Genomic DNA, 14,974 nt, shown 5'->3' on the forward strand with positions numbered 1-14,974 from the left:
TGCGGTCGGCCGGCACGGATCAGGCTCCGACCGCCGATCGCAGGGCGTCCACGCGGTCGGTCTTCTCCCAGGTGAAGTCGGGGTCCTGGCGGCCGAAGTGACCGCCGGCCGAGGTCTTGGCGTAGATGGGCCGCTGCAGCTGCAGGTCCTCGATGATCGCCAGCGGTCGCAGGTCGAAGACCTCCTCCACGGCGGACTCGATGCGCGCCGGGTCGACGGTCTCCGTGCCGAACGTATCCACGTAGACCCCCACGGGGCGGGCCTTGCCGATCGCGTAGGCCACCTGGACCTCGGCGCGCGCTGCCAGGCCCGCCGCCACGACGTTCTTGGCGACCCACCGCATGGCGTAGGCCGCCGAGCGGTCCACCTTGGACGGATCCTTGCCCGAGAAGGCGCCGCCGCCGTGGCGGGCCATTCCTCCGTAGGTGTCCACGATGATCTTGCGCCCCGTCAGACCGGCATCTCCGACCGGTCCTCCGGTGATGAAGTCCCCGGCCGGGTTCACGATGACCTTCAGCTCCGAGAGATCCAGCCCGGTCTCCTCCAGGACGGGGTCGATCACCGAGGCGCGGATGTCGTGGCGCAGCTGCTCCAGGGCGTAGTCCTCGGCGTGCTGGGCGGAGACCACGACGGTCTCCACGGCCACCGGGGTGATGCCGTCGTAGCGCAGCGTGACCTGGGTCTTGCCGTCCGGGCGCAGGTGGGGCAGCACCGCAGACTTGCGCACGCGGGTGAGCTGCTCGGAGAGGCGGTGCGCATAGTAGATCGGCGCCGGCATGAGGACATCGGTCTCATTGGAGGCGTAGCCGAACATGATTCCCTGATCGCCCGCGCCCTGGGCGTCGCGCGGATCCCGGGCAAGGCCCTCGCGGGACTCGAGGGAGTGGAAGACGCCGTCGTAGATCTCCGGGGACTGCTCCCCTACCGAGATGGAGACGCCGCAGTACTTGCCGTCGAAGCCCTGGACCGAGGAGTTGTAGCCGATGTCCAGGATGGAGCGGCGCACGATCGAGGGGATGTCGACGTAGGCCTCCGACTTGACCTCGCCTGCGACGTGGACGAGCCCGGTGGTGGCCATGGTCTCCACAGCCACCGACGAGTTCGGGTCGTCGGTGATCAGGGCGTCGAGGATCGAGTCCGAGATGCGGTCGCAGATCTTGTCCGGGTGGCCCTCGGTCACGGATTCCGAGGTGAACAGGCTCATGCGGCCTGGCGTCTGGGCCCTGCGGGCGCTGCTGGTGGCAGAAGGCGTCGAAGTCACGCCTGCCAGGGTACCGCCAGCCCACGACGTCCCAGCGCGTCCGCAGCATCCCCGGACACGGCGCGTCTCAGTCGGCTCGGCCCACTCGCTGCGCGATGCGCCGGGCCAGTGCCGCTGCGACCTCGGCCTTGGTGCCGTCGACGGTCTCGTCCGGCGCCGCACGGCCCTGCACCGGAGCCTCCAGGATCGTCACGCGGGTCGTGTCCTGGCCGAAGACGAGATCGGTGCCCACCTGGTTGACGCACAGCAGGTCGCAGCCCTTGCGGATGAGCTTGGCCCGGCCGAACTCGAGCGGATCCGTCTGCGCATCGCCGGTCTCCGCGGCGAAGCCCACGATCAGCTGCTCCCGCCCGGAGTCGTCCCGCGCTTGGACGAGTCCGCGCAGGATGTCGGGATTGCGGGTCAGCACGATCGTGGGGGCGTCGTTGTCGTCGTCGGTCTTCTTGATCTTGGACTCGGCGATCTCCGCCGGGCGGAAATCGGCCACAGCCGCGGTCATGACCACGACGTCCGCCTCCCGCGACAGCCGCTGCATGGCCTCCTGCAGCTCGAGGGCGGTGCCGACGCGGTGCATGCTCAGTCCCTCGTCGCCCTCGGGCAGGGCGACCTCTGTGTGACCGGCCACGAGGTCCACCTGCGCACCAGCGGCCTGCAGGGCGCGGGCCACAGCCAGGCCCTGCTTGCCGGAGGAGCGGTTGCCCAGGAAGCGCACCGGGTCCAGCGGCTCCTGCGTGCCGCCCGTGGAGACGACGGCCCGCAGCCCGGACAGCGACGACCTGGTCGGGGTCCGCGCGGGTTCGGCCACGAGCGCCAGGGCGGCGTCGCGGATCGCCTCCGGATCCGGGAGCCGTCCGGGGCCGGTGTCCTGTCCGGTCAAGCGCCCGGAGGCCGGGTCGAGCACGTGGCGGCCCTGGCGGCGCAGCGCGGCGACGTTCTCGCGCACCGCGGGGTTCTCCCACATCTGGGTGTGCATGGCCGGGGCCAGCAGCACGGGAGCCTCGGTGGCCAGCAGCGTGGTGGTGAGCAGGTCGTCGGCCAGCCCGTGGGCGGCGCGCGCCAGCAGATCCGCGGTCGCCGGCGCCACGATCACCAGGTCCGCCGCCTGGCCCTGCCGGACGTGGTTGACGGCGTCCACCCGGTCGAAGACATCGGTGCTCACCGGCTCGCCGGACAGCGCCTCCCAGGTCGGCGCGCCCACGAACTCGAGGGCCGCGCGCGTAGGCATGGGCACCACATGGTGTCCCGCCTCGGTGAGCAGCCGCAGCAGCACCGCTGACTTATACGCGGCGATCCCGCCGCCGATGCCCAGGACGATGCGCATGGACCGACCCCTTCCGTTGCTCGCGTGGCGGCCGCAGTGCCGGGGCACCGCGGCGAGGGTAAGGCGACGGCCGGTCGGGAGCTGGTCCCGACCGGCCGTCGCTGTGCGCAGGCAGACTGCGCTGGGGCTGGCGCCCCGGTGGCTCAGTTCTCGGAGGGCTCGTCCGAGGGGATCTCCGCCTGCTCCTCGGCGGCCTCGGCCTCCGGAGCGGCCTCCTCGGAGCCCTGGTCCTCCGCGTTCTCGGAGAACACCATGGACGAGTCGATCTCCCCGCCCTGCTGCTCGCCGAAGTAGTCCGCGTAGAAGTCGTCGACGCCGAGCTCGCGCTCGGGAACGGCCTGGCCGTTCTCGGAGAACCCGACGTCCGAGACCTCGGTGGACTCGATCAGGTTCTCGTCGATCTCGCGCAAGGCGATCGAGAGGCTCTTCTCGTTCGGCTGGACCTCCACCAGCGGGCCGACGTACTCGAACAGGCCCTCGTGCAGCTGCGAGTAGTAGGCGTTGATCTGCCGGGCGCGACGTGCCGAGAAGATCACGAGTCCGTACTTGGAGTCGGCCTTGGTGAGCAGGCGGTCGACGGGCGGATCGGTGATGCCCTGGTGCTGAGTGGACAAGGAGTCTCTCCTGACGCTCTTTCGGTGCGGAGCAGCGGGGCTGCTCCCGTGATGTTCGCGGTGCGGGCGCGGGCGCCGCACGAAGTCTGCACTGCCGCGGGGGCGACGGGTTCGCGGCCTCAGGCGCAGGTGCGCGGGTCGAGCCCCATGAGCTCGACGAGCCTCTGCGCGGCGGTCTCCACCTGGTCGTTGACGACGGTGTGGTCGAACTCCGGCTCCGCAGCAAGCTCCATCTTAGCGGTTTCGAGGCGGACCCGCTGTTCCTCGGGACTCTCGGTGCCTCGACCGGTCAGCCGGGCGACCAGCTCCTCCCAGGTGGGAGGGGCCAGGAAGACCAGCTGCGCCTCCGGCATGGACTGCCGGACCTGGCGCGCCCCGGCCAGATCGATCTCCAGCAGGACGCGGCGCCCGGCGGCGACGGCGTCGAGCACCTTCTGCCTCGGCGTGCCGTAGCGGCTGCGGTTGTGCACCACTGCCCACTCGAGCATCTGGCCCTCGTCGACCATGCGCTGGAACTCGTCGTCGTCGACGAAGAAGTAGTGCACGCCCTCCTGCTCGCCCGGGCGCGGAGCGCGGGTGGTGGCCGAGACCGAGAGCCAGACATCCGGGCAGTGGTCGCGGATGTATGTGGAGACCGTGCCCTTCCCGACGGCCGTGGGCCCGGCCAGCACGGTGACGTGCTCGGGGGCGATGCTCGCTCCGGTGTGCTCCTGCGGCAAGGATGCTCCTCCAGCTGCTGTTCAGTCTGCGTCCTGCGGATGGGAGCCTCAGGATACCGCCGATGGCGGAGGCGCCCCGCCTCCGTCCGCGGATCGATGGAAGGAGGCGGGGCGCCTCGTCAGGAAGCGGCCGCAGGACCGGGCGGCAGCCGACTCAGCGATCGAGCTGATCGATCAGCGCCTTGCGCTGGTGCACGCCCAGGCCCCGCACTCGGCGGGTCTTGGCGATGCCGATCTCCTCCATGATGGCCGCGGAGCGGACCTTGCCGATGCCCGGGGCGGACTCCAGCAGGTCGGAGACCTTCATGCGGCTCAGCGCCTCGTCCTCCTCGGCGCGCTGAAGGATCTCCGCCACCGTGATGGAGCGATCCTTCAGCTTGGCCTTCACCTCGGCGCGCACCGCGCGAGCGGCGGTCGCCTTTTCTCGGGCCGCAGCCCGTTCCTCATCTGTCAGCAGGCGCAATGCCATGACCGGTTCCTCCCTATGAACACCAGTTCTCGCGCGCCGTTCGCCCATGATCCGACCAGGATCGAAGTCGACGCGCTCGCGCAACTGTATGCACATTCGTTGGAATGGTCATAGCGGAGGTGGTATCGGACCTGGGCCGATACCCCGGTGGATCGGGTTCCGCGACCGGCAGCCGGGGCGGTCTAGGCGGCGGAGAGCTCCGGGGACAGCTCGGCCTGAGCAGCGCTGACGGCCCCCTGCAGGGCCTGGGGCTCGGGTCCGACAGCGAGAATACCGCGCGAGGAGTTCACGAGCACCCGTCCTCTGACCTGGGCGAACATGGCACCGAGATCCTGAGCGGTCGCGCCCTGGGCGCCGTAGCCCGGAGCCAGGACCAGGCCGTCGAGGCCGGCCAGGTCCACTCCGACCTGCGCGATCGCCTCTCCGGTGGTCGCTCCGACGACGAGTCCGTGGGGCCCCGTAACGAAGCGGTCATAATGCGAGTCCTCACCGGGCATGACCTGCTCCGACGCTGAGAGAGCCCCGGAATTGCGCTGGGAGACGGCCTCCGCGACGGCGGCTGCCACTGACTCCGGAGCCCCTCGGTGCTGCACCGAAGCGCCCTCGGGATTGGAGGTCAGGGCCAGCACGAAGGTGCCGCGACCCGTGGCCTCGGCCAGCTCGAAGGCCGGCTCGAGGGCCCCGGCGCCCAGGTACGGGCTCAGCGTCACGGCATCGGCGCGAAGCGAGGACTCCTCGGCCAGCCAGGTGCGGGCATAGGCCTGCATGGTGGAGCCGATGTCCCCGCGCTTGGCGTCGGCGATGGAGAGGATCCCGGCCTGACGGCAGGCCTCCAGGGTCTGCTCCAGGACGCCCATCCCGGAGGAGCCGTAGGCCTCGTACCAGGCCACCTGCGGCTTGATCGCGGCCACCCGGCCCTCGAGGGCCTCCACGACGCCGATGGAGAAGCGCAGCAGCCCCGCCGGTGTCTGGGGCAGCCCCCAGGCCTCCAGCAGCGAGGGATGGGCGTCGATCCCGACGCACAGCGGACCGTGCTCGGCGATCGCCGCCGCCGCGCGGGTGCCGAAGCTGGGTGCCGCCGGCTCAGCCACGGGCGGGCTCCGCCGACTCGCGAGCGGCGGCCACCGACTCGCGCAGCCGCTGCTCGTGGACCTGCAGCGGCGTGACGTCCCAGGTGTGCTCGCGCAGCGCCGTCACGGCCTGCACCACGGCACCCAGCTGGGCCACAGTGGTCACGATCGGCATGCCGACCGAAGTAGCCGCGGCTCGGATCTCGTAGCCGTCGCCGCGGGAGTCCCCGCCGCTGGAGGGCGTGTTGAAGACCAGGTCGATCTCGCCCGCCTCGATCAGGTCCACGACGGTGCGCTCCGTCGAATCGCGATCGGAGATCTTGGCGACCACCGTCGAGTCGATCCCGTTGCGGCGAAGCACCTTGGCGGTTCCGCCGGTGGTCACGATCTCGAAGCCGAGATCGCGGAACATGCGCACATAGGCCACCGCGGCGCGCTTGTCCTTGTTCGCGACCGAGACGAAGACCCGGCCCTGCGTGGGCAGCGCCACCCCCGCGCCGGCCTGGGCCTTGGCGAAGGCGGTGTCGTAGTGCTCGTCGATGCCCATGACCTCGCCTGTCGAGCGCATCTCGGGGCCCAGCAGCGAGTCCACGGCACGGCCCTCGGCGGTGCGGAAGCGGGCGAACGGGAGCACGGCCTCCTTCACGGCCACCGCGGCGTCGTCCGGCAGGTGCGAGCCGTCGCCCTCGGGCAGCAGCGTCCCGTCGGCGCGCAGCTGCCGGATGGAGACTCCGGTGCCGATCAGCGCCGCAGCCTTGGCCAGCTGCACGCCGGTGGCCTTGGAGACGAACGGCACGGTGCGCGAGGCGCGCGGGTTGGCCTCGATGACGTAGAGGATGTCCGCGGCCAGGGCGAACTGGATGTTGATCAGCCCGCGCACCCCCACACCGGCGGCGATCGCCCCGGTGGCCTGGCGCACGCGCTCGAGCACGTCCGGGCCCAGGGTGACCGGCGGAAGGGTGCACGCCGAGTCGCCGGAGTGGATGCCGGCCTCCTCGAGGTGCTCCATGATCCCGCCCACGTACAGGCTCTGTCCGTCGTAGAGGGCGTCGACGTCGATCTCGATCGCGTCCTCGAGGAACTTGTCGATCAGCGCCGGGCGCTGCGGCGAGACCTCGGTCGCGTTCTCCAGGTAGGTGCGCAGCTGGTCATCGCCGTAGACGATCTCCATGCCGCGCCCGCCCAGCACGTACGACGGGCGCACGAGCACCGGGTAGCCGATCTCGGCCGCGATCGTGCGGGCGTCCTCGAAGGTCGAGGCCGTGCCGTTGCGCGGCTGAAGCAGCCCGGCCTCGTGGAGCACGCGGGCGAAGGCGCCGCGGTCCTCGGCCAGGTCGATGGCCTCCGGCGTGGTGCCCAGGATCGGGACCCCGGCGGCCTTGAGCTGCGCGGCCAGCTTCAGCGGTGTCTGACCGCCCAGCTGCACGAACACGCCCAGCAGCCCGCCGGTGGCCCGCTCCGCGGCGATGACCTCCATGACGTCCTCGAAGGTCAGCGGCTCGAAGTACAGGCGCGTGGAGATGTCGTAGTCGGTCGAGACCGTTTCCGGGTTGCAGTTGAGCATCACGGTCTCGTAACCGGCCGCGCCCAGGGCCATCGAGGCGTGCACGCACGAGTAGTCGAACTCGATGCCCTGCCCGATGCGGTTGGGCCCGGAGCCCAGGATCAGCACGGAGTTCGCCGAGTGCTCCCCGACCTCCGTCTCCTCGTCGTAGGACGAGTAGTGGTACGGGGTGTAGGCCTCGAACTCGGCCGCGCAGGTGTCCACGGTCTTGAACACCGGGCGCACGCCCAGGGCGTGGCGCACCCCGCGCACCACGTCCTCAGAGACCAGGGCCAGCCGGCCGATCTGCTCGTCGGAGAAGCCGTGGCGCTTGGCCAGGCGCAGCGTGTCCTCGCTGAGGTCCGGATCGGCGCGCACCGTCTCGGCGACCTCGTTGAGCAGGCTGATCTGGTCCAGGTACCAGGGGTCGATCCCGGTGGCCTCGTGGACCTGGTCGATGCTCGCGCCGTTGAGCAGCGCCTGCTGCACCGCGTGGATGCGCTCGGTGGTCGAGGCGCGGGTGGCGTCGATCAGGCGCTGGATCCCGTGCGGGCCCATCTCGACCTCGGGGCGGGCGAAGTCGAAGCTCGAGCCCTTCTGCTCGAGCGAGCGCATGGCCTTCTGCAGCGCCTCGGTGAAGCTGCGCCCGATGGCCATGGCCTCGCCGACCGACTTCATGGTGGTCGTCAGCGTGGGATCGGCGGCCGGGAACTTCTCGAAGGCGAAGCGCGGGCACTTCACCACGACGTAGTCGAGCGTGGGCTCGAACGACGCCGGGGTCTTCTTGGTGATGTCGTTGGGGATCTCATCGAGGGTGTAGCCCAGCGAGAGCTTGGTCGCGATCTTGGCGATCGGGAAGCCGGTGGCCTTGGAGGCCAGGGCCGAGGAGCGCGAGACGCGGGGGTTCATCTCGATGACGACCACGCGCCCGGTCTCCGGCTCGACCGCGAACTGGATGTTGCAGCCGCCGGTGTCCACGCCGACCTCGCGGATCACGGCGATCGAGATGTCGCGCAGGTTCTGGTACTCCCGGTCGGTCAGCGTCAGCGCCGGGGCCACCGTGATCGAGTCGCCGGTGTGCACGCCCACGGGGTCGAAGTTCTCGATCGAGCAGACCACCACGACGTTGTCGTTGCGGTCGCGCATCATCTCGAGCTCGTACTCCTTCCAGCCCAGGATCGACTCCTCGAGCAGGACCTCGGAGGTCGGGCTGTACTGGATGCCGGCGCCGGCGATGCGGCGCAGGTCGGCCTCGTCGTAGGCCAGGCCCGAGCCCAGGCCGCCCATGGTGAACGACGGGCGCACGACCATCGGATAGCCGAGCTCCTCGGCGGCGGCCAGGGCCTCATCCATCGAGTGGACGATGATCGAGCGGGCGGACTCGGCGCCGCAGCGCTCCACGACGCCCTTGAAGGCCTCGCGGTCCTCGCCCAGGTTGATCGCCGCGATGTTCGCGCCGATCAGCTCGACGTCGTACTTCTCGAGCACGCCGTTGGCGTCCAGGGCGATCGCGGTGTTCAGCGCGGTCTGCCCGCCGAGGGTGGGCAGGATCGCGTCGGGGCGCTCCTGGGCGATGATCTTCTCGACCACCTCGGGGGTGATCGGCTCGACGTAGGTGGCGTCGGCGAACTCCGGGTCCGTCATGATCGTGGCCGGGTTCGAGTTCACGAGGATGACCCGCAGGCCCTCCTCCTTGAGAACCCGCAGGGCCTGGGTCCCCGAGTAGTCGAACTCGGCTGCCTGACCGATCACGATCGGGCCGGAGCCGATGACCAGGACGCTGTTGAGATCGTTCCTGCGCGGCATCAGTTCTTGGCCTCCTGGCTGGCGGTGCTCTGGGTGGTCTCTGCGACGACGGCCTCAGCCTGCGCGCCGCCGGTGAAGGGCTCGCGGGTGCGCAGCATGTCGACGAAGCGGTCGAAGAGGTAGGCGGCGTCGTGCGGACCGGCCGCCGCCTCGGGGTGGTACTGGACGGAGAACGCGGGGATGTCCAGGCAGTTCAGGCCCTCGACCACCTGGTCGTTGAGCCCGATGTGGCTGACCTCCACGCGCCCGAAGCCGCCAGCCGGGGCCTCGACGGGCCCGTCGAGCGGGGCGTCGACGGCGAAGCCGTGGTTCTGCGCGGTGATCTCCACCTTGCCTGTGCGGCGGTCCAGCACGGGCTGGTTGATGCCGCGGTGGCCGAAGGGCAGCTTGTAGGTCCCGAAGCCCAGGGCCCGGCCCAGCAGCTGGTTGCCGAAGCAGATCCCGAAGAACGGGGTGCCCGAGCGCAGGACGTCGCGCAGGACCTCGATCTGGGCCTCGGCGGTCTCCGGGTCGCCGGGGCCGTTGGAGATGAACACGCCGTCAGCGCCCAGCTCGCGGATCTGCTCGACAGTGGTGGCTGCCGGCAGCACGTGCACGCGCAGCCCGCGCTCGGCCATGCGCCGCGGGGTCATGGACTTGATGCCGAGGTCGATCGCGGCGACATCGCCGATGACCTCGCCGTCCCAGCCGTGCTCGGACGGCTCGATCGTGTGGGCCTGCTCGGTCGTCACGGTCTCGGCCAGGCGCTGCCCGGCCATCGAGGGCTGCTCGCGGACCTCCGCCAGCAGCTCGTCGACGGTGCGCGAGCCCAGCGCCTCGCCCGAGAAGATCCCGGCGCGCATGGACCCGGCGCTGCGCAGGTGGCGGGTCACCGCGCGGGTGTCGATGTCGCGGATGCTGACGATGCCCTGCTCGGCCAGCAGCTCGTCCAGGGTCTTCTCATTGCGCCAGTTCGAGGCCACACGGGCGGCGTCGCGCGCGGCGTAGCCGGCGACCCACACGCGGCGGGACTCGTCGTCCTGCGCGTTCGTGCCCGTGTTGCCCACGTGCGGAGCGGTCATGACCACGATCTGGCCCGCGTACGACGGGTCGGTCAGGGTCTCCTGGTAGCCGGTCATCCCGGTCGAGAACACAGCCTCGCCGAGGGTGCGGCCTTCAGCGCCCCAGGCGCTGCCGCGGAAGGTGCGCCCGTCCTCCAGGACGAGAATCGCAGGGGTGAGGGGGTGTGCGGTCACGGAGCAGTCTCCTGGTTCTGCGATGCGGAAGCGGCGCCCTCGTGGGGCGTCTCGGAAGTCTGTGCGGTGCCGTAGGCGGCCAGCGCCTCGAGCAGCCGGGGGCGATCCTGGGAGCCCTGCGGCCGGAAGCCGGTGTCCACCGGCTCGCCCGCGAAGTCCCAGGTCACCATGACGAGCCCGCCGGGCTCGACGAACTTGCCGACCATGCCGGAGCCGGTGCCGTAGTCGGTGACGCGCTCGGCGGCGATCCACACGGGCTCGGCGCCCGTCCGGTCGATGAGCAGGCCGTCCTCGTAGAGGAAGACCCGGGCCCGGGTGCGCACGCCCAGGCCGTGGCCGACCAGGCGGTCCATGGTGTTGCCGTGGCGGGTCGTGGCCACGTACATGCCGTCCACGTGCCCGAGCGGGTCGCGCTGCTCGATGTCCGAGGGCAGCTCAGGCAGCGGCGCACGGGACTCGTCGCGGTTGCGGCGACGGCGCCAGGCCAGCGCAGCCGGCACCAGGACCACGAGCACGACGGCGATGCCCCACAGGGCGGTCTGCAGCCTGACATCCATGCCGCTCACCGCCCCTGGTACGGGCCGCCGACGCTGCGGGCGGCGTCGGGATGGGGGCTGGAGAGCTCGCCGTCGAGCACGACGGGGTGCCCGCGCAGCAGGGTCGCGCGGACCGAACCGGGCAGGGTCAGGCCGCGGTAGGGGCTGTTGCGCCCCTTGCTGGCGTGGGCCTCGGGATCCACGACGGTCTCGGCGGCCGGGTCGAAGAGCACGATGTTGGCGGGCTCCCCCTCGGCCAGCGGTCGGCCCTGCTCCCCCAGTCCGCCGATGCGCGCCGGGGTCTCGGAGAGCACCCGGGCCACGTCCGCCCAGGTGAGCAGGCCGGTGTCCACGAGGGTGTGCTGAGCGATCGACAGCGCGGTCTCCAGCCCGGTCATGCCGTGGGCCGCACCGGACCACTCGCACTCCTTGTCCTGGCGCGGGTGCGGTGCGTGATCGGTGCCGATGACGTCGATCGTGCCGTCGGCGACCGCCTGGCGCACGGCCTGGACGTCCTCCTCGGTGCGCAGCGGCGGGTTGACCTTGTAGACGGGGTCGAAGGTGCGCACGAGCTCGTCGGTGAGCAGCAGGTGGTGCGGGGTGACCTCGGCCGTGACGTCGATCCCGCGCTCCTTGGCCCAGCGCACGAGCTCGACCGATCCCTTGGTGGAGAGGTGGCAGATGTGCAGGCGCGAGCCCACGTGCTGCGCGAGCAGGACGTCACGGGCGATGATCGCCTCCTCGGCGACCGCCGGCCAGCCGCCCAGGCCGAGGTCCGCCGAGACGGAGCCCTCGTTCATCTGGGCGCCCTCGGTCAGGCGCGGGTCCTGCGCGTGCTGGGCGACGACGCCGTCGAAGGTCTTGACGTACTCGAGAGCCCGGCGCATCAGCAGCGGGTCGTGGACGCACTTGCCGTCATCCGAGAAGACGCGCACGGCGGCCCGCGACTCGGCCATGGCCCCGATCTCGGAGAGCTGCTCGCCGGCCAGTCCGACGGTCACGGCGCCGATGGGCTGGACCTGCGCCCAGCCGGCATCGCGGCCCAGGCCCCAGACCTGCTCGACCACGCCGGCGGTGTCGGCCACCGGGTCGGAGTTGGCCATGGCGAAGACTGCGGTGAAGCCGCCGCGGGCGGCTGCGCGCGTGCCGGTCTCCACGGTCTCGGCGTCCTCGCGGCCGGGCTCGCGCAGGTGGGTGTGGATGTCGACCAGTCCGGGCAGCGCGATCAGGCCCTGGGCCTCGATCACCCGGGCATCGGAGTCCTCGAGACCCTCGCCGATGCGCTCGATGCGGCCGTCGGCCACGAGCAGGTCGGCCGTGCGCTCGCCCAGCAGGCTCGCGCCGCGGATCAGCCAGCGCTGCGCGCCGGTCGCGGACGGTTCGTTGGCGGGGCTCATCGGGTCTCCTCAGTGCTGAAGGGATCGGCGCCGGCGGTCTCGTCCTCGCCGGTCAGCAGCAGGTACAGGCAGGCCATGCGCACGGAGACGCCGTTGGCGACCTGGCGCAGCACGGTCGAGCGCGGCGAGTCGGCGGCCTCGGAGGAGATCTCCAGGCCGCGGTTCATAGGGCCGGGGTGCATGATCGCCGTCTCCAGCCCGGCGGCATCCAGCAGCTGCAGGCGCTCGTGGGTCAGGCCCCAGGTCCGGGCGTACTCGGCCTCGGACGGGAAGAACGCCGCGTGCATGCGCTCGCGCTGCACGCGCAGCATCATCACGGCATCCGGGCCCTCGGCCAGGGCCTCGTCCAGGTCGAAGCGCACCTCAACCGGCCAGTGCTGCACGCCCACGGGCACCAGCGTGGGCGGGGCCACCAGGGTCACCCGGGCGCCGAGCGTGGACAGCAGCCACATGTTGGAGCGGACCACGCGCGAGTGCAGGACATCGCCCACGATCACCACGTGCATGCCGGCAAGGTCGGTGCCCGTGGGGTCCACCCCGGCCAGGCGGGCGCGGTGCTGGCGCAGGGTCATGGCATCGAGCAGCGCCTGGGTGGGGTGCTCGTGCTTGCCGTCTCCGGCGTTGAGCACGGCGGCGTCGATCCACCCGGAGGTCGCCAGCTGCTGCGGGGCGCCCGAGGCGCCGTGGCGGATCACCACGGCGTCGGCGTTCATGGCCATCAGGGTCTGGGCGGTGTCCTTGAGGGACTCGCCCTTGGAGACCGAGGAGCCCTTGGGCGAGAAGTTCAAGACGTCGGCCGACAGGCGCTTGGCGGCGGTCTCGAAGGAGATGCGGGTGCGCGTGGAGTCCTCGAAGAACAGGTTCACGACGGTGCGGCCGCGCAGCGCCGGCAGCTTGCGCACGGACTGCTGCCCCAGCTCCCCCATCCGCTCGGCGGTGTCGAGGATCTGCAGGGCCTCGGCGCGGGTCATCTCCCGCGTGCTCAGCAGGTGCTTCATCCCTCGATCACCACCTGGTCGGTCTCCTGAGCGCTCGCCTCGGCGCTTCCGTCGATCTCGGACAGCCGCACGCGGACCCGCTCCTGGGAGGAGGTGGGGAGGTTCTTGCCGACGAAGTCGGCGCGGATCGGCAGCTGGCGGTGACCGCGGTCGACCAGCACGGCCAGCCGCACGATCTCCGGGCGTCCCAGCTCCGTGAGGGCGTCCAGGGCCGCACGGATGGTGCGACCGGAGTAGAGGACGTCGTCCACCAGGACCACGGTGCGGCCGTCGATGCCGGCCTCGGGCAGGCGGGTGGGCCAGGGGACGCGCGAGCCGGAGGTGCGCAGGTCGTCGCGGTACATGGTGACGTCGAGCTGGCCGAGGGAGGTCTGCGGATCGAAGTCGTCGAACTGGGCGAGCTTGGCCGCCAGTCGCTGCGCCAGCGGATAGCCGCGGCGCGGGATGCCCATGAGCACGAGGCTCTCAGCGCCCCGGTTGGACTCCAGGATCTCGTGGGCGATGCGCGTCAGCGCCCTGTCGATGTCGGCCGGAGCCAGGATCCGCCGTGCGCTCGACGCGCCGCCGTCCTGCTCGCGGCCCGAGCTGTGCGTCGCCGTCTCGCGGAGGTTCTCCTCTGCCACGGTGCGCCTCCTTCCCCGCCTCTCCGGACGGACTTCAAGGGTGCTGTGCCGACGGCAACCCTAGCACCGGGGACCCTGTTCCCCGGACGGGCTCTGCCGCTCGTGCGGCCATCGGCCAGGGGCCCGGACATGCGCGCGCACCGGTGCGGGGCACCGGTGCGCGTGTGCATGTCGGCCTGGAGCCGGCCTCAGGAGGCGTCGGTGCGCCCTGCGGAGCCTTCCTCCTGCTCGTCGGAGCCGGGCGCCAGGACCTGCGCGCCCTCGAGCTCGGCCTCGTCGAAATCGGGCAGGGCCACACCCTGCTCCTGCTCGGCGGACTCGGCCAGGACCTGCGCCACCGTGGGCTGGTCCGCTGCCTCGGGATCCGCCTGCTGGGCGGCCAGCAGAGTGGGCTTGATCTTCTGCAGGCGCCCGAGCAGGCCGTTGACGAAGTTCGGGGAGTCGTCGGTCGACAGCTCGCGGGCCAGCCCCACGGCCTCGGCCACGGCGACGGCGTCCGGGACGTCGTCGTTGTAGAGCAGCTCCCAGGCCCCCACGCGCAGCAGCGTGCGGTCCACGGCGGGCATCCGCTCCAGCGTCCAGCCGCGAGACCAGGTCTGCACGGCCTCGTCGATCTCCTGGCGGCGCAGCAGCACCCCGCGGATGATCTCCTCCGTGTAGGCGCCGAGCTGCTTGTCGTCGTGGGCGCGGCGCCGGCTCATGACCTCGAGCGCGGGCTCGTCGCGCTGCTCGGCCTCGAAGAGGACCTCGACAGCCCTGGTGCGGGCCCTTCCGCGTGCGCTCATTCGGAGACGCGGCCGAGGTAGTCGCCCGTGCGGGTGTCGACCTTGACGCGCGTGCCCTCCTCGACGAACAGCGGGACCTGGATCTGGTAGCCGGTCTCGACGGTGGCGGGCTTGGTGCCGCCGGTCGAGCGGTCGCCCTGCAGACCCGGGGCCGACTCGGTGATCTCGAGCACGACCGACGGGGGCAGCTCGATGTACAGGGGGGTGCCCTCGTTGAACGCGATGGTGGCGTTGGAGGCCTCGAGCATGAAGTTCTCGGCATCTCCCACCACGGCGGCCGGGATGGTCACCTGGTCGAAGGTGTCGTTGTCCATGAAGACGAAGTCCTCGCCGTCCTTGTACAGGTACTGGTACTCGGAGCGGTCGACCGTGGCGGTCTCGACCTTGGCGCCGGCGTTGAAGGTCTTGTCGACGACCTTGCCGGAGGTGATGTTGCGCATCTTGGTGCGCACGAAGGCGCCGCCCTTGCCCGGCTTGACGTGCTGGAACTCGATGACGCTCCAGAGATTGCCGTCGATCTTCAGGACGGTGCCGTTCTTGATGTCGTTCGAGGTGGCCATGCTCTCTCTCTCGTCGCCGGGGCGTCCGAAAAGCGCG

General features: G+C 71.1%; 13 protein-coding genes and 1 pseudogene. All 14 read right to left on the minus strand.

Going from position 1 to position 14,974, the window contains the following annotated elements:
- Positions 1–19 precede the first annotated feature (19 nt).
- Positions 20–1,204: a methionine adenosyltransferase gene (gene metK / locus FFS25_RS06960; RefSeq protein WP_024290517.1), complete on the minus strand. Its 1,185-nt coding sequence runs from the start codon at positions 1,202–1,204 to the stop codon at positions 20–22.
- 124 nt (positions 1,205–1,328) lie between these two features.
- Positions 1,329–2,582 (minus strand): bifunctional phosphopantothenoylcysteine decarboxylase/phosphopantothenate--cysteine ligase CoaBC, encoded by a 1,254-nt coding sequence (gene coaBC, locus FFS25_RS06965; protein WP_137802361.1) that lies wholly within the window; start codon positions 2,580–2,582, stop codon positions 1,329–1,331.
- Positions 2,583–2,725: 143 nt separating this feature from the next.
- The gene (gene rpoZ, locus FFS25_RS06970) at positions 2,726–3,196 is read right to left on the minus strand and encodes a DNA-directed RNA polymerase subunit omega (RefSeq protein ID WP_137802362.1); all 471 of its coding nucleotides are present in this window, start codon (positions 3,194–3,196) and stop codon (positions 2,726–2,728) included.
- A 119-nt stretch (positions 3,197–3,315) separates the two neighbouring features.
- The gene (gmk, locus tag FFS25_RS06975) at positions 3,316–3,915 is read right to left on the minus strand and encodes a guanylate kinase (RefSeq protein ID WP_137802363.1); all 600 of its coding nucleotides are present in this window, start codon (positions 3,913–3,915) and stop codon (positions 3,316–3,318) included.
- Positions 3,916–4,069: 154 nt separating this feature from the next.
- Positions 4,070–4,384 carry an integration host factor, actinobacterial type gene (gene mihF, locus FFS25_RS06980; protein ID WP_006213270.1) on the minus strand — a complete coding sequence of 105 codons (315 nt, stop codon included), beginning with the start codon at positions 4,382–4,384 and terminating at the stop codon, positions 4,070–4,072.
- Positions 4,385–4,566: 182 nt separating this feature from the next.
- A complete protein-coding gene (gene pyrF / locus FFS25_RS06985) occupies positions 4,567–5,475 on the minus strand; it encodes an orotidine-5'-phosphate decarboxylase (RefSeq protein ID WP_137802364.1) in 909 nt (302 codons plus the stop codon).
- Complete coding sequence (gene carB, locus FFS25_RS06990) at positions 5,468–8,803, minus strand: carbamoyl-phosphate synthase large subunit (RefSeq protein WP_137802365.1); 3,336 nt, start codon at positions 8,801–8,803, stop codon at positions 5,468–5,470. The genes pyrF and carB overlap by 8 nt, the downstream gene beginning before the upstream one ends.
- On the minus strand, positions 8,803–10,038 hold the full coding sequence (carA, locus tag FFS25_RS06995; protein ID WP_024290523.1) for a glutamine-hydrolyzing carbamoyl-phosphate synthase small subunit: 1,236 nt from the start codon (positions 10,036–10,038) through the stop codon (positions 8,803–8,805). The genes carB and carA overlap by 1 nt, the downstream gene beginning before the upstream one ends.
- Positions 10,035–10,595, minus strand: coding sequence for a PH-like domain-containing protein (locus FFS25_RS07000; protein WP_024290524.1), 561 nt, complete (start codon positions 10,593–10,595; stop codon positions 10,035–10,037). The genes carA and FFS25_RS07000 overlap by 4 nt, the downstream gene beginning before the upstream one ends.
- 5 nt (positions 10,596–10,600) lie before the next feature.
- The gene (locus FFS25_RS07005) at positions 10,601–11,971 is read right to left on the minus strand and encodes a dihydroorotase (protein ID WP_006213275.1); all 1,371 of its coding nucleotides are present in this window, start codon (positions 11,969–11,971) and stop codon (positions 10,601–10,603) included.
- Complete coding sequence (locus tag FFS25_RS07010; protein ID WP_137802366.1) at positions 11,968–12,969, minus strand: aspartate carbamoyltransferase catalytic subunit; 1,002 nt, start codon at positions 12,967–12,969, stop codon at positions 11,968–11,970. The genes FFS25_RS07005 and FFS25_RS07010 overlap by 4 nt, the downstream gene beginning before the upstream one ends.
- Complete coding sequence (pyrR, locus tag FFS25_RS07015; RefSeq protein ID WP_006213277.1) at positions 12,966–13,592, minus strand: bifunctional pyr operon transcriptional regulator/uracil phosphoribosyltransferase PyrR; 627 nt, start codon at positions 13,590–13,592, stop codon at positions 12,966–12,968. The genes FFS25_RS07010 and pyrR overlap by 4 nt, the downstream gene beginning before the upstream one ends.
- A 377-nt stretch (positions 13,593–13,969) precedes the next feature.
- Positions 13,970–14,377, minus strand: a pseudogene (gene nusB, locus FFS25_RS07020) (transcription antitermination factor NusB); the annotation flags it as partial.
- A complete protein-coding gene (gene efp / locus FFS25_RS07025; protein WP_006213279.1) occupies positions 14,374–14,937 on the minus strand; it encodes an elongation factor P in 564 nt (187 codons plus the stop codon). The pseudogene nusB and the gene efp, both read right to left, overlap by 4 nt.
- Between the last annotated feature and the right edge of the window lie 37 nt (positions 14,938–14,974).

The sequence above is a fragment of the Kocuria sp. 2SI genome (assembly GCF_005502825.1).
In the GTDB taxonomy this organism is placed as follows: domain Bacteria; phylum Actinomycetota; class Actinomycetes; order Actinomycetales; family Micrococcaceae; genus Kocuria; species Kocuria palustris.

Excerpts from the sequence above, each read along its gene's own strand:
- metK (WP_024290517.1), bottom strand. The coding sequence starts at position 1,204 with ATGAGCCTGTTCACCTCGGAATCCGTGACCGAGGGCCACCCGGACAAG.
- coaBC (WP_137802361.1), bottom strand. The coding sequence starts at position 2,582 with ATGCGCATCGTCCTGGGCATCGGCGGCGGGATCGCCGCGTATAAGTCA.
- mihF (WP_006213270.1), bottom strand. The coding sequence starts at position 4,384 with ATGGCATTGCGCCTGCTGACAGATGAGGAACGGGCTGCGGCCCGAGAA.
- carB (WP_137802365.1), bottom strand. The coding sequence starts at position 8,803 with ATGCCGCGCAGGAACGATCTCAACAGCGTCCTGGTCATCGGCTCCGGC.
- FFS25_RS07000 (WP_024290524.1), bottom strand. The coding sequence starts at position 10,595 with ATGGATGTCAGGCTGCAGACCGCCCTGTGGGGCATCGCCGTCGTGCTC.
- FFS25_RS07005 (WP_006213275.1), bottom strand. The coding sequence starts at position 11,971 with ATGAGCCCCGCCAACGAACCGTCCGCGACCGGCGCGCAGCGCTGGCTG.
- FFS25_RS07010 (WP_137802366.1), bottom strand. The coding sequence starts at position 12,969 with ATGAAGCACCTGCTGAGCACGCGGGAGATGACCCGCGCCGAGGCCCTG.
- efp (WP_006213279.1), bottom strand. The coding sequence starts at position 14,937 with ATGGCCACCTCGAACGACATCAAGAACGGCACCGTCCTGAAGATCGAC.